Raw genomic sequence first — 26,120 nt, forward strand, 5'->3', positions numbered from 1 at the left:
CGTTAGGGATGCAGATACTTGTCGAAGAACGCGCTCAGATCCGCAAAGTGCGCCTTGGTCTCCGGTGCATCGGGAGAAAGGAGATACTGATAGTGAGACAAGCCTTCGAAAACGATCAGATCTGCCGTCACGCCGGAATCTCGCATCTTGCGATGAACTCTCAAGGTGTTGCTTAGAAACAGATCACGAGACCCAGTCGTGAGTATCGCAGGAGGGAAACCGTGAAAATCACCATAAACGGGGGAAAGCATCGGATCCTTTGGATCGTGCCCGTTCGCATACAGCGTCGCCGCATCACCAAGCCATCCGCTGTAACTGACAAGCACATTGTCGATACCTCTATTAGTAAAGTACGTGTCGCCAGTCTCGGTGAGATCGGACCACGGCGTGCCCGGTGCGATGGCCCCGGGAACAGGCAGTCCTTCCGCTTTGGCGCGGAGGACCAAAGCCAGCGTCAAGGCGCCGCCGGCTGAATCGCCAAATACCGCGATTCTGTTGGGATCCGTGCCTTTTATGACTTCCTTATAAACCGCAACCGCATCGTCCAAGGCTGCCGGATAGGGATGGTCAGGTGGCATGCGGTAATCGATCGCCAACACTCTGGCGTGTACGAAGCCAGCCATCAGAATGGCCTCGTACAGCCCTGCTCTACCGGGATTCAATACGTAGCCGCCTCCGTGGAGATTGAGAAAAAGTCTGTTCTCATTGCGTTCCGACACAATGTTTGGCAAGACTTTAAAAACGTTGACCCCTGCGATCTTTTCCGGCTGAACTGTCACACCCATCTTCAAGATTAGATCAGCCAGGCGTTTGTCAGTTGCGTCTGCCAACCTGCCAACCCAGCGTTTCCATTCCGCCCGTGTCTTCGGATGATCGTCCCAAAATGGAGGTGGCCCCGCCGCGATTATCGTTTGAATTTCCGGGCTGACCGTAGTCGGAACAGGGATCACGCGATTAGCTCGATTCAGCCCACTCTCGTAGGCGTTCGCGGAACCCAGCATCAACAAGGTCAGGGCAAACAGGAGCAGAAAGCGACCACCTTGCGCCACGGGTTTTCTCCTTTCAACCTGCTGAATCAGGGAACTGAAGCTCGCCACCGATGCATTCTCCTGGAATCCGAGAACCGCGCTTCATCAGCTCGCGCCCCGTTTTTTGCAACACATTGCACCGCTAAGGCGCCGCTTGCCCTGGCTGTCGGCAGCCCCCGACAGCGATAGCCACGGCGCCGCGACAGACAATCAGGCGAAACCGATCATGGCCTTCGTTTCGAGATATTCCTCCATCCCGAACACGCCCATTTCACGACCGTTACCCGATTTCCGATACCCTCCCATCGGAGCGACTGTGTTCGCGGGCGCACCGTTGAAGAAAACGCGACCAGCGTTCAATTTGCGACAGACGTTCAGTCCTTTTTCGCGATCCTTGGTGAAGACGTATGCACCAAGTCCATATTCGGTATCGTTTGCGATCTCGATCGCTTGTTCTACCGTGCTGTACGTCAGGACCGAAGTGACCATCCCGAAGATTTCCTCACGAGCAATCGTCATATCAGGAGTGACATCGGCAAAAATCGTAGGACGAACGAAGAATCCGCGGTCCAACCCGTCCGGACGGCCTGGGCCCCCGCAAACCAGACGCGCGCCTTCCTCGAGGCCCACATTGATGTAGTGCTGAATCCGATCGAACTGTGCGCGATTAACCACCGGGCCGTGTGTCGTTGCGGGGTTTTTCGGGTCGCCGATACACATGTCGGCGACGGCTTCGCGAAGATAGCCGAGCACTTCTTCGAGTTGATCCTGATGCACGAGAAGGCGCGTCGGAGAATGGCAAGACTGCCCGCTGTTCGAAAAACCACGTGTCGCGTTATATACCGCGGCCGCCCGCAAATCGGCGTCCGGCAGGACAATGTTCGCCGACTTGCCGCCGAGTTCCTGCGCGACACGCTTTACCGACGACGCAGCCGCCTCGGCCACGAGAATCCCGGCACGGGTCGAGCCGGTAAACGACACGATGCCAATATCCTCGTGCGCGCTGATCGCGTTGCCGACGGTTGGACCGTCGCCGTTCACAAGATTGAATACCCCGTTGGGCACCCCTGCCTCGTGAAGAATTTCGGCCAGGATCAACGCGCTCACGGGCGTGAATTCAGACGGTTTCAGCACGACTGGGCAGCCTGCTGCGAAGGCCGACGCGAGCTTGTTGCAAATGAGCTGGTTTGGCCAGTTCCAGGGGGTAATGAGCCCGGCCACGCCAATCGCTTCACGACGAATGATGCTGACGCCCAGCCAACTCTCGAATTCGTAACCCTTGAGCGTCTCGATTGCCTGCCGAAGCGCGGCAAGGCCGGACGCCGTATGTTGTTTCAACGAACACGGCGTACCCATCTCCTCGGTGAGTGCCGCCATGATGTCGTCTTCGCGGCGCAGGTAGACCGCGACGATGTTATCGAGGAGTTCGATCCGCTCCTGCTTGGACGCGGCACTAAAGGCCGGGAACGCACGCTTGGCTGCCTGCACCGCTCGGTCCACGTCCGCGGCACTTCCCAACGCCACGACGCCGAAGGTCTCCTCCGTCGCGGGGTTGACGAGGTCAAACGGCCGCGACTCGACGGGATCGACCCACTCGCCATCAATGTAGAACTGCTCGAATTTTCGCATTGTCTCGGTTTTAACGGTTGAGGTATGCAAACCACCTCGCAAGAGATGTGCCATCAGATCTATTCGTGGCACTCAACCGATCTCTCAGGCCGACCATTGAACGATTTCGAATCGATTGTCCGCACGGTAAGCACGATTGTCTTCTACACGAGCACGAGGCTCGACGATCGTATCTGGCGTCTGAATCACGTCACCCGCTGCGCTCGCGAATCAGGTTCGCAGCTTTGTCGGGCTCGGCGATCCGGTGTGCACGGCATCGCCTGATATTTTCGCGATCGCTGACGTCGTAAAAGCCATTCCGTCAGCAATCCCACAAACAATATGCCATCGAGCAAACGAGAGACGCGCTTGCATCGTCACAATCATGTGACTCCGCTATCCGGCCTCACACGGTCTGTCAAGACGTGGTCATCCCCATTTGGGCAAGCCGTTTATATAGATATGACCGCGAGATTCCGAGGCTCGAAGCCACTCGCTTCTTGTTTCCGCCGAATTGCGTCATCGCCTTCCGGATGAGTTGCTCCTCGACCTGCTCCACTGCGCTACTCACGCGCATCGTGTCCGACTGGCCCAGTGAAGGCGGATGCGACGACTGATTCGAGAACGTCGGAGCCATCACGGCCGCCTGAGGACCTGCATCCGACAGATCGATGATGCCGAAGTCGGTTGCATCAATGATGTCCGTGTCGCTGAATATGGCGGCCCGCTCGACCGTATGCATCAGCTGTCGCACGTTACCCGGCCATGAATGTGCTTGGAGATAGGCAAGCGCATGGTCCGACAGCCGCTTCGGCCGCTGCCCGTGCCGTTCCGCAAACTGGTCAAGCGCCAGATCCGCAAGCAGCGGGATATCGTCGAGTCGCTCGCGAAGCGCCGGTAGTCGAATGACGACCGCTCCGATTCGATAGAACAAATCGAGCCGAAACGTCCCGTCGGCAATCATCGCTTCGAAGTTGCGGTTGCTCGCGCTGATCAAACGGAAATTGGAGTTTCGTGCTTCGGTTCCGCCGACACGCTGGAACGACCCGTCCTGCAACACGCGCAGCAACTTCACCTGCACGTCGGCCGGCATGTCTCCGACCTCGTCGAAAAACAGGCTCCCGGCATCTGCCTGCTCTATCTTGCCGCGCCGGCCTTTGCGTTCAGCACCGGTGAATGACCCGCCCTCATAACCGAACAGCTCACTCTCGACCAGCGTCGACGGTAATGCCGCCGCGTTCACCATCACCAGATTGCCATCCCGCCGGGCGCTTAACTTATGAATCGCGTGCGCCGCCAATTCCTTGCCCGTTCCGCTTTCCCCTGTCAGCAGAACCGGTACATCGAGCGGCGCAACCTTCACGATTTGCTGCTTCAAGCGCTGCATCGCCTGACTGTCCCCGACAATCTGATCCAGACCGTAGCTCCGATTTTTCAGATCCTTCAGCTCGCGCCTGTAGTACGCCACCTCCGACTTCAATTTCGTCAACTCCGTCGAGAACGACTGCAATTGCTCAGGTCCCTTGAACATGACTTGACCAATCGCGCCGACGGTCTCCCCACGAGCGTTCTTGATCGGATGTCGCGTGACAACCCGCGTCACGCCTCGCATCTCCTGAATTGCGCCAATCTCCGCCTTACCGGACGACGCGACCTGATCGAGCCGTGTATTTTCGATTACCTCGGATACGTGACGGCCAACCGAGCTGCCAGGTTTCATTCCGAAAAAGCGCTCATGGACGGGGCTGATATACCGCAGCACCCCGTCGCGATCGACGACGGTCAGCGCCTCGAATGGATTCGTCAGAAAATGACTGAGGATGTCGCTCGCGAAATCAACGGAACCGACGAATTCGAACAGCGCATCGCGTCCATCTCGAAGCAGCGCAACGAGTATCGTCGCGTCCGTGGCCGGTAACACGATTACCACAACCGACGAAGAATCGGGACCTTCAACCGAGAAAAGGTGTTGCTGGCGACGCCGTGCTTCGTGCCAACCCGCGATGATTCTCGTCGCCATTTCGCGTTGCTCGACGATACCGGTCGCCATCATCTCCTTTCCGTCTGACGACAGAATCAAAACGCCACGCAGCGACGCCGCCGTCACACCAGGCCTTGCCAAATCGAGTGTCTCCATGGTGTTATCCCTATGTCTCCGTGGCGATCATTGAATCGCTTTTTTTGGATGTGTCTTCACCGCGGACATAGCCTATCACCACGATACCCAATGATTAGTGAGCCGAATCGACAGTACCTGTCTATCGGACTCATCAATCTTTCGACGTCACCGTGGCGACCGCCCGCACTGCCGCTTCGTCGCTGACGAAACCGTACCTACGATGAGGATCGCCCATTCATCATACGTATCATTCCACTTTTCCCTATCCACTCGCATATCGCCGGACGAACCGCTCGATTCATCACTGGGGCAACTGCAGAAGACGAAGCAACTCTGTTGTAGAGTCGGCACGTTCGAGCGCGCACACAGCGGCCTCCAGGCGGCCCACCTGATCCACAGGCAGCGCTTTCGATGCGAGGCGGCGAAACTTGGCCGCCATCAGTTCATCGCTCATCGGACGCTGGTAACTTCCGAGAAAGTTGTCGACGGTCTTGCTCAATTTCTTTCCGCTGGTCAGCAGAATCTCGACATCAGCACCTCGCGCAAACGCCCTGCCCTTTTGCTCGCGCGCTTCGCTTCGCACCACATCGACGCGCTTCGCGAATTCAACGAGATCCGGTCGGCCGACGTTTTCGTCGATCATCTGATCGACGAACACCTCACCGTCGATGAGCTTCATGCCGATGCAGAAGCCGAGATGCATCTGGGCCGCCGTCAGACCGTTGGGGATGTAGGGTGTCCAGAATGAATGGCGCACCGCATCCTCGGTCATTCGCACGGTAATTCGCTCGACGTCGGTCGCGGTCAGGCCCGTTTCCTCCATGAGCTCCTCAATCGCGTCCAGTGCGGACAGATTCGTGCCGACTGCCGCGTGCCGCTTGATCGAAATCCGCATCGTTTCCCAGCGCGTGCCGAGCTCGCTGGTCAGCGCCGACAAGTCGAACTGGTCGGCGGTCTGCGTGAAGGTGGTGCAATATCCGCCATAGGTTTCCTCGAACACGTCCTCGATGCCGGTAAATCCGTCCGCAGCGAGTAGTGCCGAATACAGCCCGCTTTGCGCCGCCTTCGCCGACAGCATCCGCTTCACCATCGAGCCGAACTGGGCGGCCATGATGCCGGACGCCTGGGCACCCGCAATACCAAACGCATGGTAGATCTGCTCGCCGTCGAGACCGAGAACGATGCCGGCCGCCACCGCCGCCGGAAATGGTCCGAAGATGCCGGGCGTATGCCAGCCCCGCACCAGCATCTTGTTGCCGTTCATGCACAGGCCCACGCGAGGGCCGACTTCGAAGCCTGCGATGATGGCGGTCAGGAGAGTTTCGCCATCTACGTTTTCGGTGCCGACCAATTCGGCCGCCGCGAGCGCCGCCGGCAGCACGGCGGCGCAGCTGTGAATGGAAGCCGGATTCGCGTCGTCCAGCTCATAACCTTGAATCATCGTGCCGTTGAGTAGCGCCGCATTCACCGCAGATGCCGTTTCGCCCCGCCCCCACACCGATGCTCGGCCGCCATCTGGTTCGAGCTTGCCGACGACGCCAGCCAGGATTCGGGTCCACTCGAGATTTGCGCCGAACAACCCGCATCCGAGACCATCGAGCATGATCAGCTTCGCGCGATTGCGCACATCCTCCGGAACGTCGGCCAGTTTGAGTCCTGCTGCAAAATCTGCCAATTGACGCGTATATGACGTCATGAATCAACTCCTCCAAATTTCATTGTGCAAATCACTGCTTCGGCATGCCCACATAGGCGGCCAGCTTTGTTTTCTCGGCTTCATTTTTCAACAGGAGATCCGTGAACTCTCGTGGTGACATGGTCACCGGCTCGAGTCCATAGCTCCGAAGGCGGTCTGCCAGCGCCTTGTCCGACAGCGCCGCCTGCAACGCCGCCGACAGGCGTTGAACGACGGCCGGCGGCGTTCCGGCCGGCGCCATCAGCCCTTGATACAGAACGTAGCTGTAGTTGGGATAACCGGCCTCGGCGACCGTCGGCACGTCCGGAAGGGCAGTGACGCGCTTCGGGGATGTCACCGCCAGCGCCCTCATCTTTCCTGCCTTCAGATACGGAGAACTGCTGATCAGCGCGTCGAAGATGACGGAGATGCGACCACTCATTACTTCAGGCAGCGCCTCCCCGTTGCCTTTGAACGGAACGTGCATCATCTTCAAGGCGCTCTGCTGGAGGAACGCAGCTGTCGCAAGGTGAGTCGTACTGCCCACGCCCGCGGATCCGTATGACAGCTTGTCCGGGTTCGCCTTCGCGTACGCGGCCAGTTCGCCGAACGTCTTGAAGGGCTGGCTGGCGCCGACTTCGATCAAAAGCGGTGCCGCGACCGACGGCCCCACGCCCGTGAAGTCCTTGCGGAGAACGAAGCCCGGATCACGCTTGACTGCTGACTGGAGGCCGAGCGTATCCGCCGAAGTGGCCAGCAGCGTATATCCATCCGGCGCCGCATCCTTCACATAGCGGATGCCAACCAGGCCACCTCCGCCGCCGCGATTCTCGATAATCACCGGCTGCCCCAGGCTCTGCCCCAGCTTTGGCGCCAGCAAGCGGGTGACGGTGTCTGCCAGGCCACCCGGCGCCGTCGCAACCACAATATGCACCGGCTTGGTGGGGAATGGGTCCGACGCCGAAGCGGCCGCCGCGCTGAACAGGACGAATGTGCCCGCCGCCAGTCTGCGGCAAAACAATGCTTTCTTCATAAGAGAATCCTTTCTCCAAGACCTTGATTTCCTGCTACGCCGCGTCGAGGATGCCTCGCATGTCGACGGCGTTCGTCACCTGCTTGCCGATCCCGCCGGCTACTGCTTCGGCATGCCGACATAGGCGGCCAGCTTTGCCTTCCCGGCTTCGTTTTTCAAAAGAAGATTCGTAAACGCCGTGGGCGACATGGCCACCGGCTCGAGCCCGTAGCTTCGAAGGCGGTCCGCCAGCACCTTGTCCGACAGGGCCGCCTGCAACGCCGCCGACAGGCGTTGAACGACGGCCGGCGGCGTTCCGGCCGGCGCCATCAGCCCTTGATACAGAACGTAGCTGTAGTCGGGATAACCGGCCTCGGCGACCGTCGGCACGTCCGGAAGGGCAGCGAGGCGCTTCGGGGATATCACTGCCAGGGCTCTCAGCTTCCCTGCCTTCAGATAGGGAGCACTGCTGACTGGCGCGTCGAAGATGACGGAGATGCGTCCACTCATTACTTCAGGCAGCGCCTCCCCGTTGCCTTTGAACGGAACGTGCATCATCTTCAGAGCGGTCCGCTGCAGGAATGCGGCCGTCGCAAAGTGAGTCGCACTGCCCACGCCGCCCGATCCGTAGGTCAGCTTGTCCGGATTCGCCTTCGCGTACGCGGCCAGTTCGCCGAATGTCTTGAAGGGCTGGCCGGCGCCAACGTCGAGCAAAAGCGGCGATTCGACCATCGGCCCCACTCCCGCAAAGTCCCTGCGGAGAACAAAGCCCGGATCCTGGCGGACTGCCGACTGGAGGCCGAGCGTATCCGCCGAAGTGGCCAGCAGCGTATATCCATCCGGCGCCGCATCCTTCACATAGCGGATGCCGACCAGGCCGCCTCCGCCGCCGCGATTCTCGATAATCACCGGCTGCCCCAGGCTCTGCCCCAGCTTTGGCGCCAGCAAACGCGTGACCGTATCGACCATGCCGCCAGGCGCCATCGCCACCACGATATGCACGGGCTTGACCGGAAACTGGTCGGATGCCGAAGCCGTCGTTGCCCTGACCACCACGAAGGCGCACGCCGCGAATCGACAGTCAAAAGAAGCGTGCTTCACGAGAAGCCTCCGTCTCCGAGATTGTTATTGCCTACCACGCTGCGTCGAGGATCGCCCGCACATCGGCGACGTTCGTCACCTCACGGGGGCTACGCTTGATGAACCAGTCCTGCATCGCCGCTTCCGCGATCGGATCGAGAGCCTCCCGGGCCACGCCGATGTCGCGAAGCCTCCGGGGAATGTCCACTTTCGCGAGCAGGCGCTCAAGGATCTCGACGGCCGACATCGCGTACCGCTGGTCCGAATCGGCAGTCAGCGGAAGCCATAGGCTTTCGGCAATGCGCCCGACCGTATAGTGCGTCGCCGGGCTATTGAAACCCATCGTGTGCGGCAGCACGATTGCGTTGATGATCCCGTTCGATACGTCGCTTCGATGACCGATTGCGTGTGCGAGTACCGACGAAAGCCCGCCGCCCGACTGCTCGGTACCCCGGCCGCAAAGAACGGCGGCGATCGCCAAACGTTCCCGAGCCGCGACGTCTTCGGGCGACATGCGGTCGATGTTGCGCGCGACAAGTCGTAGCGCTTGTGTCAACATCGCCTCCGACACGAGGTCGCAGCGCGGCGACTCCAGCGCCTCGACTGCAGTGGAAAGCGTGTTGAGCGTCGCACCCTCGACGAGCGCCGCCGGTGCGGTGCCGAGAAACCCCGAGTGAAGGAAGATTGCCTTGGCCCGCGTCTTCGGATCGAACAAGGCAAGCCGCTGTCCCGTCTCCTCGTCATGCACGGCGCTTCCCGCCTTGACGAACGCCGTACTGGGTGTGGTCGGCACAACGAATTGCGCGAGCTTGGGAGCGGCAAGCCGAGGACTATCGAACGCGCCGTCCGGGAGCCTGCGGGTGCAAAGCTCGTGCGCAGGCCGCTTCTCCGCGAGCAGGATGCTTGCCGCACGCGCCGTGACGGCGGCCGACCCACCGCCCACCGCGATCACGGCGTCTGCGTCCAGTGCGCTCAGCGCACGCGCCGCTTCCTCCACGGCGCGCACGGGACTATTCGGCCGAACCGTAGGAGATTCGCCGACCAGCACGGGGCCGAGCACATCGCGCAACTGCTGCATCGCATTGGACGAGCCGACTGACCGACCGCTGACGATCACTGCACGCTGACACCCACTGCGCTTGATCTCCCTCGCCAAGGCAGCGAGACTTTCCTCACCGCAGTACAGTCGCAATTCCGGGGCAATGTGTTGAAAGGAGATCGATCGAAAGGTCTGGTTCATTGTCTGTATGCGCGAACGCGTGGAACGAGGTTGCCCATCAACTTGCAATTGACGTGCCATGCTTGCCGCAGGAACGTCGCAGTCTACGGGTGCCGACAAACTGTCCACGCCGGCGACGGCCTGCCCGATTCGTGTCCACCGCGGCGACACGTGCCGCTCGCCGCGCCTTCATCGCTGCCGCACCGGTGCGTGCAGAATGGCCCGCTCATGCAGCGGCAAACGTGATCCCCGCCCGCGCTTCGAACAGCCTGGCCAGTTCGTCGATATTGGCGTCTCCCCCAAGCTCGTTCGCTCCGGCCTCGACCGCATTACGGACCGCATTCGCAATCAACATCGGCGCCCCGCAATTCATGGCGGTCTCACATGCAAGCCGAAGGTCCTTCACCATGAGTTCCAGCCGCAGGCTCGCCGACCGGCCGCCCGCCGCGAGAACAGGAACGACACGCTCGAACGTAGCGCTCCACCCTGAACCGCTGTTGATCACTTTCTCCATGTCCCGGAGTTTCAGGCCGTTTTTGATACCCATCGCCACGGCTTCATACGCGATCAGCCGATTGCACGCACCCAATGCGTTCTTGACTAGCTTGGCGATATGCCCATATCCGGTTTCGCCGCAATACACCACGTTCGGGCTGATGGATTCGAGAAGCGGCCGCACGCGTGCGCACACGTCCTGCGCCCCGCTGCACATAATCGCCACGGTACCTGCCTGCGCGCCGCTCGGACCGCCTGAAACGGGCGCGTCCACTAGCGCCACGCCCAGCGCCCTGAGTTCCTCTGCCGTCTGTCGCGTGACGGACGGATCGCCCGTCGTCTGATCGATGACGACCTTGCCTGCGGCGAGGCCTTCCCTTAACCCCCCCTTTCCGAACACAACCTCTCGGACGACTGTCGAGTCGGGCACGCAAATCATGATGACGTCGCAGTCGCGTGCCAGCGAGGGCAAGTCCGACGCCGCGACCGCGCCGTCGGCTTCGAGATCGCGGACGATATCGGGCCGCACATCGAACACCTGCACCTTTCGAAACTTCATCAGACGCCGCACCAGCGCCGCGCCCATGGCGCCAAGCCCGACATAGCCGACCGTCAGCTCGTCCCGCCCCGCCGTTGCTGCCGTCGACATCGACATCGACATCGCATCATCACGCAGCCGCGTGCCCGCCATCGACTCGATCAGCTTGACGACATCCTCGAGCCGGGCATCCTGCCCCAACGTATTGACGCCGGTCTGCAGCAAGCCGAGCGCGATGCTCGACACAGGCATCGGCGCACCGGCATTCATGCCGAGTTCGATCGCTTGACGAACGTCCTTCACCATCAGGGGAAGCGCGAAGTTGGTCGCGGCCCTGCCTTCGACAATGGCCGGCAACATGGTCTCCGTGATGCGGTTCCGAGCCGTGCTTTTGTTGAGCAAGTCAGTCAAGGTCGCGAGCGGCAGTCCCGACTTTCTTCCCATCGCGACGATTTCCAGCGTCGCCAGGCGGCATGCCGCGTTCATCACGTTGTTGACGAGCTTGATTGCCTGCCCGTCGCCGACCCGTTCCCCGCATCGGAAGACGTTCGAACTGATTGCATGCAGGATCGGCGATACTGTCTGATAGGCACTATCGGGACCGGAAACCATGATGGTCACCTTGCCCGCGCGAGCGGCCGCCACACCGCCCGCCACCGGCGCGTCGATCATCGCGACGCCCTTTGCCTCCAATTGGCGTGCGATGTCCCGGGTTTGCTCCGGCACACCGCTCGTCTGATCGATGATGATCTTTCCTGGCGTCAGCCCTTGCGCCAGCCCTTGTGCGCCGAAGATCACCTGCCGCACGTTCTCCGTGCGCGGCAGACACAGCATCAGGACGTCGCAGCGATACGCCAGCTCAGCCGCGGATGATGCGACGCCCGCACCGAGCTTCTCGAACTCGGCGACAGCCGCAGTATTGATATCCCAGACGCACAGGTCGTATGTGCCGATGAGCCTTTGTGCCAACGGCGCCCCCATCGCGCCCAAACCGATATACCCGACTTTCATGTACAGCCCCTTTTCCAAAATATGCCGCGTCGCGGTTTCATTCCGCTCAGGCGCGAATCGATTGCAGGTTCCGTACCAGCTTCGTTGGGCGCCACCCCATACGCCGCCACGGCGATCGCGCGATCGCCGGAACGTCGCTATTGCTCGTGCATGTCGTCGGGAAACACAGTTGTCCGTATCAGCGACGGTCGAATCACACCGGGCGCGCCCGCGTGCGACGCTTCTCCTTAGATCGGCAGCACATCCGGCGTCCGTTGGCATCGCAATTGCTTCATTACTGCCAGATCGGTTATCGCCGGGCCGAAAAACGGCTATCCGTTTTCGGTCGAATCGCGAAGCCAATCTTTTTCGCGCCCAGCGCTAGGTATTTCGGGCCGATTCGGGTGTTCGGATGAGGTAGCGCCCTTTCCGGACTTGCACCCATAGATAACTACCAGAAGGAGACTTTGATGGCGAAACATTGGAACACGGCCAAAGCGGCGGCCTGCGCAGCGACGCTCGCCGCATCCTGGGCGGTTTGCACGCCGGCGGCAGCACAATCGTGCGAAGTCAAGATCGGCGTGCTCGGCCCGATGAGCGGCGGTGGATCGTCGCAGGGCCTCGCCGAGAAAGCCGCCGTCGAGTTCGAGGCCGCCTATACCAATGCCAATGGCGGCCTGCAAGTCGGCAACCGCAAGTGCAAGGTGGTGCCGACGAGTTATGACTCGCAAGCGACCGCTGCCGGTGGAGCGGCCGCCGCCAACTATTTCGCGAGCCAGGGGGTTCATGCGGCTGTGGGCCCGGTTCCGTCGGTCGAACTGGCGGGATTCAAGCCCATCGCGAAGCGGTACGGCATCGTGAATTTCGCGCACTCGTACGCGAAGGATGTCATCAACACGCAATATCCGCTCGCCTTCGCGGTATCACTCACGCCGCAGGTCTGGGGTGCCTATGTCGTGAAAGCCGCAAGGGACGAGTTCAAATTCAACAAGGTGATCGTTGTTGCACCGAACGACCAGGGCGGCACCGATGCAGGCAAAGCACTGGTCCAGGAGTACGAAAAGGCCGGTGCCAAGGCGACGCTCGAATTCTATCAACGCGGCACCACGAACTTCGCGCCCATCGTGGCCCGCCTGATGAGCATGGGCCCCGAATCGGTGGAGTTCGGACCGATGCCGCCGGGTGAAGCCGGCGTCCTAGTCAAGCAAATGCTAGGCGCCGGATACACGGGCGCGTTCGGTGACCTCGGCAGCGGCGCAGAGGTGGTGCTGAACACCGTGGGAGACATTTCAACCCAGAAGGCGTTCTACTGGCTCGAACTCGCTCCGCTGGACGACCCCGGCATCCAGCGTCTGAATGCCGACTACGAGCGCGTGATGAAGTCGAAGGTGCCGGACAACACGCTGTTCTATCCGTCCGCACTCGCCGCGGAGCATCTTCTGCGTGCGATCTCGCGAGCCGGAACCGATCAGGATGGCCAAAAGATCGCGGCCGCGTTGCGAGAGACGACGCCGGAATCCCGCTACCTCGGCAAAGGCGGATGGCGCGGCAAGGCGCAATACGGAATCAATCAGCAGCTCGCCTTCCCGATCGGGATGGGCGTGATCGCGAACGGTAAAAGGCAAAAGGATCGACGCATCGCCATTGCGTCGGAACCCGCGACGCCGTGAACCTCGGATAGTGCGGTTAATCGCCGAAGGCCGTATGGGGCGTCCGCGCTACCGCGCGACTTTCGGCGAATCTCTCGATCGCCACGGCATCGCGGAGCAACGAGACCACATCCGGAATCCGTGCGTCTCGACCGCGTTGCCCGACCGCACGTGGTGGCTTCGACATGAAAAGGAAAAGGTGACATGAAGCGTTTTGAAGGGAAAACGATCCTCGTAACGGGAGCCGGCAGCGGGATTGGCGCGGCGTGTGTTCGACGTCTGTTCGACGAGGGTGCATTGGTCGTCGCAGCAGACGTACGCAAGGGCGATGTTGACAAGGTCGCCTCGGAATTCGGCCCGACTAACCGTATCCACGCCGTCGCGATGGACGTGTCGAATCGCGACGACGTCAACGCCATCGTGGCCGACGCCGCTCGACGATTCGGCCCGCTTCACGGGCTCGTGAACTCCGCCGGCATCCGCGGCGTGGGCAACGTGCTGGATTTCGATCCGGAGGCGTGGCATCGCGTCCTGTCAGTGAATCTCGATGGAACGTTCAACGTCTGCCAAGCATTTGCACGCGTCGCGACGGAAGCGAAAACACCCGCGGCAATCGTCAACGTTTCGTCGGGGGCGGGAATCCGCGGCGTACCGAACCGCCTCGCATACTCCGCGTCGAAGTTCGGCGTCTCGGGCATCACGCATACCATGGCGCTCGAACTTGCCTCTTACGGTATCCGCGTGAACGCCGTAGCGCCGGGGATGATTCGCACCCCGATGACAGCCGTGATGTTCGAGGATCCGGAAAACGAAAAGCGCATTCGCGCGGCGCATCCGATCGGCCGCGAGGGAGAGCCTGAAGAGGTTGCCGCCGCCATCGCGTTTCTGCTGTCGGATGATGCCAGCTTCGTCACGGGCATCGTCATGCCCGTGGACGGCGGCTCCACGGCGGGCATTCCATCTCACTGAGACATCGCGCCTGCCGTCCACGATGCGCGGACGGCAGGCTGAACCGTGGATCTTCTCGCCGGGTTGGTGCGGCGCGTCGAGCAATCTGCTCGCGCGCCCACGGCGCACGACGCCCGGTTCAGGAAAGGTCGATGCGGTAAACGCGGGCTGCGGTATCGTGAAAAAGCGCTGCCTTTTCTCGAGCCGATGCGCCCCGGACGATATGCTTCAGCGCGTTCCACATCGGCACGAATCCGCACGATCGACCATCGGGCGGATAATTGCTTTCCATCATGCAGCGCTCGACGCCGAAAGCATCAATGACGGTCTCGACATAGGGCCTCCACGCATCCGCGAGTTCCAGATAGCCGACCGGCTCCGCGCGTTTCTCGAAACCGAACCCCCAAAACGGCAATCCCAGGCCGCCGATCTTGCACAGCACGTTTTGGCGGCGCGCCACCTCGCGCACTGCCGATCGCCACTGCGCGAACACGCCGGCACGGCCGTCGGCGTCCATGTCCATGCCCATCGCCTGGCCCAGGTGGTTGAGGACGATGGACGTATCGGGAAACATATCGGCAAGCTCGCAAACGTCGGCCATCTGGTGATGGAACACTGCCGCATCGAACGTCAGGCCGCGTGCTGCCACCTCCTGGAAGCCGGCACGAAATCCCGGGGATTTCATGATTCCGGGCGCCGGCCGGTTCGTGACATAGCGGAAAGGCGCATCGCTCGGATCCTCGATCGTGATCTGCCGAACGCCCCGGAATCGCTCTGGCGCGGCTTCAAGCGACCGGTCGAGCAATTCGGCCACTGCCGACCCGAATCGCAGGTCCGCGTTCCCGACGATCGCCGCGCAGACGCGGCAATCGCCATAGGCGCCGGTGGCGCTCATCGCCGCAACCCCGTTCGCGAACTCAACCTCGCCAAGCGGCCGCAGCACCTCCGGGCCATCCTTGCGTGCGAAGGCAAGCGTTTCCACGTAGATGGACGCGACGATTCGATGTCCCGCGTTCACGTCCGCCAGGTAATCCTCGAACATGTAGCGCAATGCCGGTCTGTCAAAGAGATGGTGAGCTGAGTCGATGATCGGCAGGTCGGGATCGATGATAGGCTCATCGCGACCGGCCTTCAGTTGCGGGTACGGAAACATGTTCGTCATTGCATCACCTTGTCTTGATGTGAATTCGAATTCAAAGATATTCCTCCGCGAGCGCGACATCCCGAATCTCGTCGACCGTGCCGCTTCGCCGGACCTCGCCGCCACGCATGACGTACGCGCGGTCGACAAGCTTAAGCGCGGGGCGGGCCATTTGTTCAGTCATCAGGATCGTGGTGCCGCGACGCTGCAGCTCCCGAATCGACTCGCTGATGCGCTCGATCCAGACGGGTGCCAGTCCGAGGAACGGTTCGTCCAAAAGCAGCAGTTTGGGCAGCGTGCTTGCCGCTCGAGCCAGCGCGACGACCTGCTGCTGCCCGCCGCTCAGTTGGTTGGCCGGTTGGTCTGCGCGCTCAGCGAGCAACGGAAAAGTCCGCTCCATCCACTCGAGGTTCGCTTGCGCCTGCATCTTCGAAATACCGAGCGTGCCCGCCAGGACGTTTTCCCTCACGCTCAGCGAGCGGAATATCCGGCGCCCCTCCGGCGAATAGCCGATGCCCAGACGGGCTCGGCCCGGGCACGAGACACCAACCAGGTCCTTCCCGGCAAAACGGATCTGACCGGATATCGCGGGAACCAGACCGACTACGGCATTGATCAGGCTCGACTTGCCCGCGCCATTCGCGCCGACCAACAGGACCGTTTCGCCCTCCTTCACGTCGATCGACACTTCCCGTAGGGCCACGATGCCGCCATAACGAACGACCAGCTTCTCGATGCTCAGCATTTTCATTCCTCACTCACGCCCAGATAGGCCTCGATGACATCACGGCGGGAAAGCACATCGCCCGGCGCTCCCTCAGCGAGAAGCCGCCCCGCCTCGAGCACGACAATGCGCGGGCACAGTCGCTTGACCATATCCATGTCGTGCTCCACGATCAGGACGCCGCAGCCCAGCACGCTGCGCGCATGCTCGATGAAGCGGTCCACCTGCGGCCGCTCCCGGGCCTCCAGCCCTGCGGCCGGCTCGTCCAGAAGCAAAAATCGGGGTCTCGAAGCGAGCACCATCACCAGGCCAAGCATTTTCTGGAGTCCATACGGCAACTTGTCGCTCGGGTCGTAAAGGTGCTGTGCAAGACCGAACTCGTCCAGCAACCCTTCGATGCCGAGATCCGCATTCGAATGGATCGTGCTGAAGCGCTGCGCACGAAACAGGTTCTCTTCGACCGTCGCGCTCTTGAACGTGTTGGTCTGCTGGAAGCTGCGAGCGACACCAAGACGTGCCACGTTGTAGAACCGCATCCCGGAGATGACCTGCCCGCCCAGCAAAATGCGTCCCGACGTCGGCGGCAGCATGCCGCTCATGACATTGATCAGCGTAGTCTTGCCCGCGCCGTTCGGGCCGATCACGCCAAGCACGTCGCCCGCCGACACTTCGAATGAAATGCCTTCGAATACGCGCAGGCCGCCGAATCGCTTGGTGATCGCTTCGACTTGCAATGTCGCCGGCACGGGCGCTCGGTTGCTCTGTTTTGAAATACCAATAGGCGAACTCATGCTCGACGATCCTCGATACGCGGTTGAAGTACGCCGCGATGGCGTACCCTCATCTTGTCAAACACGTTCGTCAGTGTTCCCACGATGCCGCCGGGTGCAATCATCATCACGATGACGAGCAGCAGCCCGAACAATCCGGACGACAATTGAGCGTAGCTGCTGAAAACATCGTTCATCGTGATGAGCAGAAGGCTGCCCACCACGACACCCAGCAACGATCCGCGGCCCCCGACGAAGACGTACGCGATGTAGCTGTTCACCGACCACGTGGTGAACGAGCTCGGATGGGCGGTCGAGAGCATGTTGACAAGTGCGAAACCCGCCAGTCCGGATACGGCGGCCGAGGTAACGAAGCCGATGGTGCGATATTTCCACGGCGCAACGCCCAGGCTTTCCGCGAGCGTCTCGTTCTCCTCGATCGACGAGAACTCGGGCCGGAGAACGTGCGTCATGCCAAGCGTAAACAACGCGGAGACGATGCAAATGGCAACAGTGACGACGACGACCGTCGCCGGCGACGTGGCACCCATCCCGAACAGCAATGCTGGCGGGACACCGGTGATCCCGTTGGCACCGCCTGTCAATGTCGGCGTTTGGAAGATGACGATCTGAAGTATTTCGTTGAAGACGAACGTAATGAAAATGAAGTACACGCCTTTGAGTCGGAGCACCAACGCCCCGAGCGGCAGCGCCACGAGCGCCGGCACGATCGCACTGATCAGCATGAGCAGAACGAGGTTCGTCGTACCGGCATTCGCCGCGATGGCGGCGGCATAGCCACCGAGCGCCATGAAAGACGGCGCGGAGAACGACAGGAGCCCAAGCCGCAGCATGATGTAGATGCCCAGCGCGGCACACACGCCGATGGCGGACTGACCGGCCAGCGAATACATGAACGGGTCCGTTGACGCGAAGGGTACGATAAGAAGCAGTAGCAGTACGATCACGCCCGATATGTCGAGCATGAAGTCACGGCGACGATAGGTCATTTTCATAATTCAGGCCTTGCGTGTAACGGTACCGAACAGCCCCTGCGGGCGAACCAAGAGGATCAGCATCACGATCACGAACAGCACGAGCGCGCCTTGGGAACCGCCGAGATAGACACTCGCATAAGCCTCCACGAGGCCGACGACGAATGCGGAGATCGTGGCACCGCCGACACTGCCCAGTCCGCCCATGACGACGACGATGAACGCCCTGCCGAGCACGGCATCTCCGCTGGAAGGCTCCAACGCAAGAATCGGCGTGACGAGTGCGCCGGTGAGCCCCGCCAGCGCCGTTGCAATGGCAAACGCCAGCGGGAACATACGCGCGGGCCGAATTCCCTGTGCGCGCGCAACCGGGCTGTCGTCTGCCATCGCACGCAGCGCAATACCGTATCGGGTCCTGAAGACGAGGTAATAGACGCTGCCGATCGCGAGCGCGCACACGCCGAAGACGATCAGGTTTGCGTAAGGGATATAGAAACCCGGACCGCGCAGCGAGCCGGTCACCGGGAACGGGAAATTCATCGGCTCGGCCCCATAGACGGCCGTCATGCCGGTCGTGATGATCTGATAGATGCCCAACGTCATCAGCATCGTCGCCAAATGGTCGGAGACGTTCCGCTCCACAACCACGACTTCCACCAGATAGCCGACCACGCCCGTGGCCAACGCGGCGATCAGCACCGCTGCCGCAAACGGCACGCCCAGGGACTGGGACAGTGAATAGGCGATGTAACCGCCGAGGATGTAGAAACCGCCATGAGCGAAGTTCACCACGCCCATGATGCCGAATATGAGCGTGAACCCGATGCTGATCAACGCATACTGGGTGCCCAGGCTCAGGCCGATGACGCCAGCCGAAATCAAGCCTTCCATGACTTTGATACCTCTCTTTCGATCGTAGGGATAGAGGACGCGCCGAACGAACGGCTGTCAACGTTCGGGACGGCGTTCAGTCAATCGAAAGGCGGATCACCGATGGCCGCGCATGGGAAGCGTCGTCTGTCCCGCGCCGCGCGTCGCGGTGTGCGGTTTCGAAAAATGGAAGGTTGTGCATCGATTGTCTCCTGTTTTTTGCTGCTATCGCTCGACCTCGAATGCCGCCGGCTGTCTGTGCGAAACGACGAACCGTCCGCGACCTCGGGGGCATCGGCCCTGTGCTTGAATCCGCCGTCCTCCGGCGGCACGTCAAGTAGCACGGATAATGCAATGCCCATGCCAGCATCGGGCCGATGTTCCAGGCGACCCGCACGGCACCCACGCCGGGCAAACGTGATCTTGAAGCGAAAGAACCGGGGCCCCGTATCCATGCGGCTCCGATCGGAGGGCGTCTGGCAAGACGCGACTTCATCGATCATCGAAGTCGACGGAGATGCGAAAGGGACAAGTGCACACAACGCGGCAGATGTGTCCTTGCAAAAGACAGGTGTCCATTCCGGCGACTCCCGCCAGGCAAGGCCCCGGGCATCGGGAATACCCTCGAAAGTAACCTGTGCCGTCCACTTCGGACGCCGTATCGAACTGGCGTGGATCGCCGATTTCGCGTCACGGCCGCTCTCGTTTCGATGGTGCGCTACAGGGCCGGGTAATTCGGCCCGCCGCCGCCTTCCGGCGTGACCCACACGATGTTCTGCGTCGGGTCCTTGATGTCGCAGGTCTTGCAGTGCACGCAGTTCTGCGCGTTGATCACCAGCCGGTCGCTGCCATCGTCGTTCTTCACGAACTCGTACACGGCCGCCGGGCAGAAGCGCGCCTCCGGCCCCGCGTACGTGCGCAGGTTCACGTTCACCGGCACGCTCGCGTCCTTCAGCGTCAGGTGCGCCGGCTGGTTCTCCTCGTGGTTCGTGTTCGAGATGAACACCGACGACAGCCGATCGAACGTCAGCTTGCCGTCCGGCTTCGGATACTCGATCGGCGTGCATTGCGACGCCGGCTTCAGCATCTCGTGGTCCGCGTGCTTGTGGTGCAGCGTCCACGGCACGTTGCCGCCCATCACCTTCTGCTCGAGCCCGACCATCAGCGTGCCGAGGTACAGGCCCTTCGCCATCCACTGCTTGAAGTTGCGCGCGCGGTACAGCTCCGTGTACAGCCACGATTGCTTGAACGCGTCCGGGTACGCATTGAGCTCGTCCGACTGGCGGCCTGCCTGCACCGCGTCGAACGCGGCGTCGGCGGCCAGCATGCCGGTCTTGATCGCCGCGTGGCTGCCCTTGATCCGCGATGCGTTCAGGAAACCCGCGTCGTCACCGATCAGCGCGCCGCCCGGGAACACCGTCTTCGGCAGCGACAGCAGGCCGCCGGCCGTGATCGCGCGCGCGCCGTACGACACGCGCTTGCCGCCTTCGAGGAACGCGCGGATCGACGGATGCGTCTTGTAGCGCTGGAATTCCTCGAACGGCGACAGGTACGGGTTCGTGTAGCCCAGGCCCACCACGAAGCCGACCACCACCTGGTTGTTGTCCATGTGATACAGGAACGAGCCGCCGTACGTGTCGGACTTCAGCGGCCAGCCGGCCGTGTGGATCACGAGGCCCGGCTTGTGCTTGGCCGGGTCGATTTCCCACAGTTCCTTGATGCCGATCCCGTAGGCCTGCGGATCGGCGTTCGCGTCGAGCTTGAACTTGGAGATCAGCTGGCGGCCGAGGTGGCCACGGCAGCCTTCGGCGAACAGCGTGTACTTCGCGTGCAGCTCCATGCCGAGCTGGAAGTTCTCGGTCGGCTCGCCGTCCTTGCCCACGCCCATGTTGCCGGTCGCGACGCCCTTCACCGAGCCGTCGTCGTTATAGAGAATCTCCGCGGCCGGGAAGCCCGGGAAGATCTCGACGCCGAGCGCTTCGGCCTGCGCGCCGAGCCAGCGCGTGACGTTGCCCAGCGAAATCACGTAGTTGCCGTGGTTCTTGAAGTTCGCGGGCAGCGCCCAGTTCGGCGTGGTGACCGCGCTCTTCTCGGACAGGAACAGGAAGCGGTCTTCCGTCACCTCGACGGTGAGCGGCGCGCCTTGTTCCTTCCAGTCGGGGAACAGTTCGTTGATCGCGCGCGGGTCCATCACCGCGCCCGACAGGATGTGCGCGCCGATCTCGGAACCCTTCTCGAGCACGCACACGCCGATCTCGGTGCCTTTCTCGGCGGCCAGCTGCTTGAGCCGGATCGCCGCCGACAGCCCGGCGGGGCCGCCGCCGACGATCACGACGTCGTATTCCATGGATTCGCGCTGTTGCGCTGCGTCACTATGCACGACAGCTGAATTTGTCATCGATCTCTCTGAATAAACGGACGAACTGCGCGATGGCGAGACGGCGCCCCATGCAACGCGTAACCCGGAATCGCAGACCGCCGTCTCGCGTCATCCGTCGAACTGCTCGAGGACATGCAGAAGGTCTGTCTTGCTCGGGCGCGTGCCCCAATTGCTTACACCGGCGCTCGTGGCCACGATCATCCATGACTGGGGCGGAAAGAATTCGTGCGACAGCACGCCGTTCGACGATATGCGAAGTCGTCCCGAGCCTTCGTGAAATTCGGCCGTCAGCGACGTGTTGCCGACATGCCTTTGTACCAGCGTCGAACCAAACATTTTCCCCTCCTGATCACTCGGACACGGATGCGGACCGGAGCGAGTCCGTGTCAGTCGGCCCGTTTAGTCGATGGCCTTCACCATGTCCTCGACAACCTTCTTCGCATCGCCGAAAACCATCATCGTCTTGTCCATATAGAACAACTCGTTGTCGAGCCCCGCATATCCGGCAGCCATCGAACGTTTATTGACGATGACCGTCCGCGCCTTGTATGCGTCGAGGATCGGCATACCGTAGATCGGACTGCCCTTTTCCAGCGCGACCGGGTTCACCACGTCGTTGGCACCGAGCACGATCGCGACATCGGCCTGCGAGAATTCGCCGTTGATCTCCTCCATCTCGAACACCTGGTCATACGGCACCTCGGCTTCCGCGAGCAGCACGTTCATGTGACCGGGCATGCGCCCCGCGACCGGATGAATTGCATACTTCACCGTCACACCCTTTTCCGTGAGTTTCTGAGACAGCTCGTTGATCGCGTGTTGCGCACGCGCGACCGCCAGGCCATATCCCGGAACGATGATCACGGATTCCGCGTTCGACAGCATGTACGCGGCGTCGTCCGCGCTGCCGCTCTTGACCGGACGCTGTTCCTTGGCCCCGCCGGCAGCGGCATTGGCCTCGCCGCCGAACCCGCCCAGAATCACGTTGAAGAACGATCGGTTCATCGCCTTGCACATGATGTAGGACAGAATCGCACCGGAGCTGCCCACCAACGAGCCGGCAATGATCAGCATCGGATTGCCGAGCGAAAAGCCGATGCCCGCAGCCGCCCAGCCGGAGTAGCTGTTCAGCATCGACACCACCACCGGCATGTCTGCGCCGCCGATCGGGATGATGATCAACACGCCCATCACGAACGCGAATGCCAGCATCAACAGAAACACGGACCAGCTTTCGGTCGCCATGAACGTCAGGCCGAGCCCGATCGTGGTCAGTCCCAGCACGAGGTTCAGAAAATGCTGCCCCTTGAACTGGACCGGCGCGCCCTGAAATACGCGCAGCGTGTACTTACCGCTGAGCTTGCCGAACGCGATCACTGATCCGCTGAACGTGATCGCGCCAATCGCCGCTCCGAGGAAAAGCTCGAGCCGGTTGCCGGTCGGGATCGACGGGTGCGCGAGACCGTCCAGGCCCGCGCCCGCAGCCAACGGTGCAGGCGTAATGCCGAACGCCCAAGGCTCCGTCACCGCGGCCACCGCGATGAAGACGGCTGCCAAGCCGATCATGCTGTGCATGAACGCCACCAGCTCCGGCATCTTGGTCATTTCCACGCGATACGCCATCACGGCGCCGACGGTTCCCCCCAGGAGCAGACCGAGCAGCACGAGCCCGATCCCGGTCGGCGTGGCGGCGAGCTTCACGATCAGAGCCGCGGTGGTCAGTACTGCGATTGCCATGCCCGTCATGCCGAATGCGTTTCCGCGAATGGCCGTCGTCGGGTGAGACAGCCCCTTCAGCGCCTGAATGAAACAGATGCTGGCCAGCAAATACAACAAGGTAACGAGGTTCATGCTCATGATCGTTACGCCCCCGCCTTTTCAGTCGTCTTTCTTTCTTTCTTCCTGAACATTTCCAGCATCCGTCGCGTGACGAGGAAGCCCCCGAACACGTTGACCGCGGCGAGCGCAACCGCGAGCACGCCAGCGGTTCTGCCGAGACCGCTCGATGTCAGTCCCGCCGCGAGCATCGCGCCGACGATGACGATCGCCGAGATCGCGTTGGTCACGGCCATCAAGGGCGTATGCAGTGCGGGCGTCACATTCCAGACGACGTGATAGCCGACATAGATGGCCAGGGCAAAGATGATCAGGTTGGTGATGATGTGGCTGACAGCTTCCATGGCGATTCTCAGTTCGTGGTCGAAGCTTCCGCCGTTGACCGGACGGGAGCAGGTTGATCGCGCATGACCATTCCGTCCCGGGCAACCAGGCAGGCGGCAACGATGTCATCCTCGAGATCGATCGTCACGCCGCCGCCCTTCGGCAGAATCAGTTTCAGGAAATCGAGTACGTTGCGCGCATACAGGTTGCTGGCGTCGGTGGCAACCAGCGCAGGCAGGTTCGTTTCGCCGACGATCGTCACCCCGTGCCGAATCGCAGTGCTGCCCGGCTCGGTCAGCGGGCAATTGCCACCCTGGGCCGCCGCGAGATCCACGATGACGGAACCCGGCTTCATCGATTCCACCATCGCCTCGGTCACCAGCACCGGCGCGGGCCGCCCGGGAATCAGCGCCGTGGTGATGACGATATCGGCGGCCGCGACACGCCTGGCCACTTCAACCTGCTGACGCTGCAGCCACGAGGCCGGCATCGGCCTCGCGTATCCGCCGACACCCTCCGCGGCCTCTTTTTCTTCCGCCGTTTCGTAGGGCACGTCGATGAACTTCGCCCCCAGAGACTCCACCTGCTCCTTGACGCTCGGACGCACGTCGCTCGCTTCGATGACAGCGCCCAGGCGTTTTGCCGTCGCGATGGCCTGCAACCCGGCAACCCCGACACCGAGAATCACGACGCGCGCCGCCTTCACGGTCCCCGCCGCCGTCATCAACATCGGGAAGATGCGCCGATATCGATCGGCGGCGATCATGACAGCCTTGTAGCCTGCGATATTCGCCTGGCTCGACAGCACATCCAGGCTTTGCGCGCGCGTCGTTCGCGGCGCGGCCTCGAGCGCGAACGCCGTGATGCCAGCTTTGGCGAGCCGTTGGAGACCAGTTGCATCGAACGGATTGAGCATCCCGACCAGCACGGCCCCCACGCGGAAAGCGGCGAGTTCGCTGTCGAGAGGCGACCTGACTTTCAGCACGACCTCGCAGCCGAGCGCAGCCGCTTGATCCACGATCTCGGCGCCGGCGGCCCGATAAACGTCGTCGGTATAGCTGGCCCCCTGCCCCGCACCGGAAGCCACGCGCACCGTGTGTCCCTGATCCTGCAGTTTCCTGGCCGTCTCCGGGGTAACGGCGACGCGGGCTTCGCCCGGCGTTGTTTCGACGGGCACACCTATCAGCATGACTTCTGCTCCTTGAGAAAAATGATCGTTCGTTGCCGCGCAGCGGATACGCGGACCAACGCTCGATGTCGCGCCGGCGATGAACCAACGATGAGCGGCACGTGTGTTACATGAACGCCACGCGGCCGGCGCGCGAAATGAACTCGCCGGTTTCAGCCGAATTCGTTACGCGTATCCGATCGCACTCAGACGCGCTCCAGGATCAATGCGATGCCCTGGCCCACTCCGATGCACATCGTGCACAATGCGTAGCGACCGCTCGTGGCGTGCAACTGATTGATTGCCGTCGTCACGAGACGCGCGCCCGACGCGCCGAGCGGATGACCGAGTGCAATCGCCCCGCCGTTGGGGTTGACCCGGGGATCATCGTCCTTCAGGCCCAGCAGGCGCAACACGGCCAGCCCCTGTGCGGCGAACGCCTCGTTGAGTTCGATCACGTCGATCTCGTCGAGCCGCAATCCGGCCAGTGCCAGAACCTTCTCCGTCGCCGGCGCCGGACCGATACCCATCACGCGCGGCGGCACACCCGCGGTTGCCATCGCGACCACCCGAGCACGGGGCGTGAGACTGTGTTGGGCGATCGCGCGCTCGTCGGACAGCAGCAACGCACAGGCTCCGTCGTTGACGCCGCTCGCGTTTCCGGCCGTCACGCTGCCGTCAGGCCGCACGACACCCTTGAGCTTCGCAAGGGCTTCGAACGACGTCTCGCGAGGATGCTCGTCCTGCTTCACGACCAGCGGCTCGCCTTTTTTCTGCGGGATGTAGACAGGCGTGATCTCGCTATCGAAGAACCCGCGCTTTTGCGCGGCCAGCGCCTTCGTCTGCGAAGCCAGCGCCATCCGATCCTGAGCGTCACGCCCGATCTTGTAGTCGACCGCAACGTTCTCCGCCGTTTCCGGCATCGCATCGGCGCCGTACTGCTCCTTCATCAGCTTGTTGACGAATCGCCAGCCGATCGTCGTGTCGTAGACCGCGTTCGCACGGCTGAAAGCCGACTCCGCCTTCGGCATGACAAAGGGCGCGCGACTCATGCTTTCCACGCCGCCCGCAACCATCAACGCTGTTTCGCCGGACTTGATCGCGCGCGCTGCGCTGCCCACCGCATCGAGGCCCGAGCCGCACAGTCGATTGATCGTGGCGCCCGGTACGCCGAGCGGCAGGCCGGCGAGCAAGCTCGCCATGCGCGCGACGTTGCGGTTGTCCTCACCGGCCTGATTCGCGCAGCCGAGCAGCACGTCGCCGACCGCCTCCCAGTCGACGCCAGGATTGCGCGCCATCAGCGCCCTGATCGGAATCGCGGCCAAATCGTCGGCGCGCACGGAAGAAAGCGAGCCGCCATAGCGGCCGAACGGCGTACGGATTGCATCGCAGATAAAGGCTTGTGTACTCATGACGTGGCGTCGCATCGAGAAGTTGAAATCACACTCTTAATGCAATGAACATGCCAGTCACGCCCGGATTCGGCTTTCGGGCTCCAATGCGGTCGGCATGGACATGCGCAACGGGCTTTCACCGACGTGCGACGCCCGC

Annotated in this window: 21 protein-coding genes; 2 read left to right on the top strand and 19 right to left on the bottom strand. The window is 61.9% G+C overall.

The window, feature by feature from the left end:
- Positions 1-2 precede the first annotated feature (2 nt).
- The 8 genes from O1Q03_RS03605 to O1Q03_RS03640 form a co-directional block, all read right to left on the bottom strand.
- The gene (locus O1Q03_RS03605; RefSeq protein WP_241308702.1) at positions 3-1,097 is read right to left on the bottom strand and encodes an alpha/beta hydrolase; all 1,095 of its coding nucleotides are present in this window, start codon (positions 1,095-1,097) and stop codon (positions 3-5) included.
- Between the two features lie 141 nt (positions 1,098-1,238).
- A complete protein-coding gene (locus O1Q03_RS03610; protein WP_059620116.1) occupies positions 1,239-2,657 on the bottom strand; it encodes an aldehyde dehydrogenase family protein in 1,419 nt (472 codons plus the stop codon).
- A gap of 397 nt (positions 2,658-3,054) precedes the next feature.
- The gene (locus O1Q03_RS03615; RefSeq protein ID WP_059620118.1) at positions 3,055-4,773 is read right to left on the bottom strand and encodes a sigma-54 interaction domain-containing protein; all 1,719 of its coding nucleotides are present in this window, start codon (positions 4,771-4,773) and stop codon (positions 3,055-3,057) included.
- A gap of 283 nt (positions 4,774-5,056) precedes the next feature.
- The gene (locus O1Q03_RS03620) at positions 5,057-6,451 is read right to left on the bottom strand and encodes an MmgE/PrpD family protein (protein WP_063808274.1); all 1,395 of its coding nucleotides are present in this window, start codon (positions 6,449-6,451) and stop codon (positions 5,057-5,059) included.
- 31 nt (positions 6,452-6,482) lie between these two features.
- Complete coding sequence (locus tag O1Q03_RS03625) at positions 6,483-7,463, bottom strand: Bug family tripartite tricarboxylate transporter substrate binding protein (RefSeq protein ID WP_111442634.1); 981 nt, start codon at positions 7,461-7,463, stop codon at positions 6,483-6,485.
- Between the two features lie 99 nt (positions 7,464-7,562).
- Positions 7,563-8,543, bottom strand: coding sequence for a Bug family tripartite tricarboxylate transporter substrate binding protein (locus O1Q03_RS03630; protein ID WP_269501677.1), 981 nt, complete (start codon positions 8,541-8,543; stop codon positions 7,563-7,565).
- Between the two features lie 31 nt (positions 8,544-8,574).
- A complete protein-coding gene (locus O1Q03_RS03635; RefSeq protein WP_166677943.1) occupies positions 8,575-9,762 on the bottom strand; it encodes an iron-containing alcohol dehydrogenase family protein in 1,188 nt (395 codons plus the stop codon).
- A 205-nt stretch (positions 9,763-9,967) separates the two neighbouring features.
- Positions 9,968-11,785: an NAD(P)-dependent oxidoreductase gene (locus tag O1Q03_RS03640; protein WP_269501680.1), complete on the bottom strand. Its 1,818-nt coding sequence runs from the start codon at positions 11,783-11,785 to the stop codon at positions 9,968-9,970.
- Between the two features lie 449 nt (positions 11,786-12,234).
- Here O1Q03_RS03640 and O1Q03_RS03645 point away from each other — a divergent pair, with 449 nt between their 5' ends.
- Positions 12,235-13,434, top strand: a complete 1,200-nt coding sequence (locus O1Q03_RS03645; RefSeq protein WP_059623748.1) for an ABC transporter substrate-binding protein — start codon at positions 12,235-12,237, stop codon at positions 13,432-13,434.
- A 183-nt stretch (positions 13,435-13,617) separates the two neighbouring features.
- Positions 13,618-14,382 carry an SDR family NAD(P)-dependent oxidoreductase gene (locus O1Q03_RS03650; protein WP_059623746.1) on the top strand — a complete coding sequence of 255 codons (765 nt, stop codon included), beginning with the start codon at positions 13,618-13,620 and terminating at the stop codon, positions 14,380-14,382.
- A 118-nt stretch (positions 14,383-14,500) separates the two neighbouring features.
- Here the strand turns inward: O1Q03_RS03650 and O1Q03_RS03655 are convergent, their stop codons facing one another.
- The 11 genes from O1Q03_RS03655 to pcaF all read right to left on the bottom strand — a co-directional run bounded on the left by O1Q03_RS03655 (position 14,501) and on the right by pcaF (position 25,981).
- On the bottom strand, positions 14,501-15,523 hold the full coding sequence (locus O1Q03_RS03655; protein ID WP_241308701.1) for an amidohydrolase family protein: 1,023 nt from the start codon (positions 15,521-15,523) through the stop codon (positions 14,501-14,503).
- Between the two features lie 31 nt (positions 15,524-15,554).
- Entirely contained in the window at positions 15,555-16,247 is a 693-nt protein-coding gene (locus O1Q03_RS03660) for an ABC transporter ATP-binding protein (RefSeq protein ID WP_059623744.1), read from the bottom strand.
- A gap of 2 nt (positions 16,248-16,249) precedes the next feature.
- Positions 16,250-17,017, bottom strand: a complete 768-nt coding sequence (locus tag O1Q03_RS03665) for an ABC transporter ATP-binding protein (protein WP_059623742.1) — start codon at positions 17,015-17,017, stop codon at positions 16,250-16,252.
- Entirely contained in the window at positions 17,014-18,012 is a 999-nt protein-coding gene (locus O1Q03_RS03670; RefSeq protein WP_111442628.1) for a branched-chain amino acid ABC transporter permease, read from the bottom strand. Before O1Q03_RS03670 ends, O1Q03_RS03665 begins: the two co-directional genes overlap by 4 nt.
- A gap of 3 nt (positions 18,013-18,015) precedes the next feature.
- Positions 18,016-18,882 (bottom strand): branched-chain amino acid ABC transporter permease, encoded by an 867-nt coding sequence (locus O1Q03_RS03675; protein ID WP_111442627.1) that lies wholly within the window; start codon positions 18,880-18,882, stop codon positions 18,016-18,018.
- A gap of 697 nt (positions 18,883-19,579) precedes the next feature.
- Entirely contained in the window at positions 19,580-21,259 is a 1,680-nt protein-coding gene (locus O1Q03_RS03680; RefSeq protein ID WP_269501685.1) for an electron transfer flavoprotein-ubiquinone oxidoreductase, read from the bottom strand.
- A gap of 90 nt (positions 21,260-21,349) precedes the next feature.
- Entirely contained in the window at positions 21,350-21,577 is a 228-nt protein-coding gene (locus O1Q03_RS03685) for a hypothetical protein (protein WP_111442765.1), read from the bottom strand.
- A gap of 63 nt (positions 21,578-21,640) precedes the next feature.
- Entirely contained in the window at positions 21,641-23,098 is a 1,458-nt protein-coding gene (locus O1Q03_RS03690; RefSeq protein ID WP_059623735.1) for an NAD(P)(+) transhydrogenase (Re/Si-specific) subunit beta, read from the bottom strand.
- 5 nt (positions 23,099-23,103) lie between these two features.
- Positions 23,104-23,421: an NAD(P) transhydrogenase subunit alpha gene (locus O1Q03_RS03695; protein ID WP_059623733.1), complete on the bottom strand. Its 318-nt coding sequence runs from the start codon at positions 23,419-23,421 to the stop codon at positions 23,104-23,106.
- 8 nt (positions 23,422-23,429) lie between these two features.
- Positions 23,430-24,590: a Re/Si-specific NAD(P)(+) transhydrogenase subunit alpha gene (locus O1Q03_RS03700; protein WP_059623731.1), complete on the bottom strand. Its 1,161-nt coding sequence runs from the start codon at positions 24,588-24,590 to the stop codon at positions 23,430-23,432.
- Between the two features lie 185 nt (positions 24,591-24,775).
- A complete protein-coding gene (gene pcaF, locus O1Q03_RS03705; RefSeq protein ID WP_059623729.1) occupies positions 24,776-25,981 on the bottom strand; it encodes a 3-oxoadipyl-CoA thiolase in 1,206 nt (401 codons plus the stop codon).
- Positions 25,982-26,120 lie beyond the last annotated feature (139 nt).

The sequence above is a fragment of the Burkholderia sp. IMCC1007 genome (assembly GCF_027257875.1).
In the GTDB taxonomy this organism is placed as follows: Bacteria; Pseudomonadota; Gammaproteobacteria; order Burkholderiales; family Burkholderiaceae; genus Burkholderia.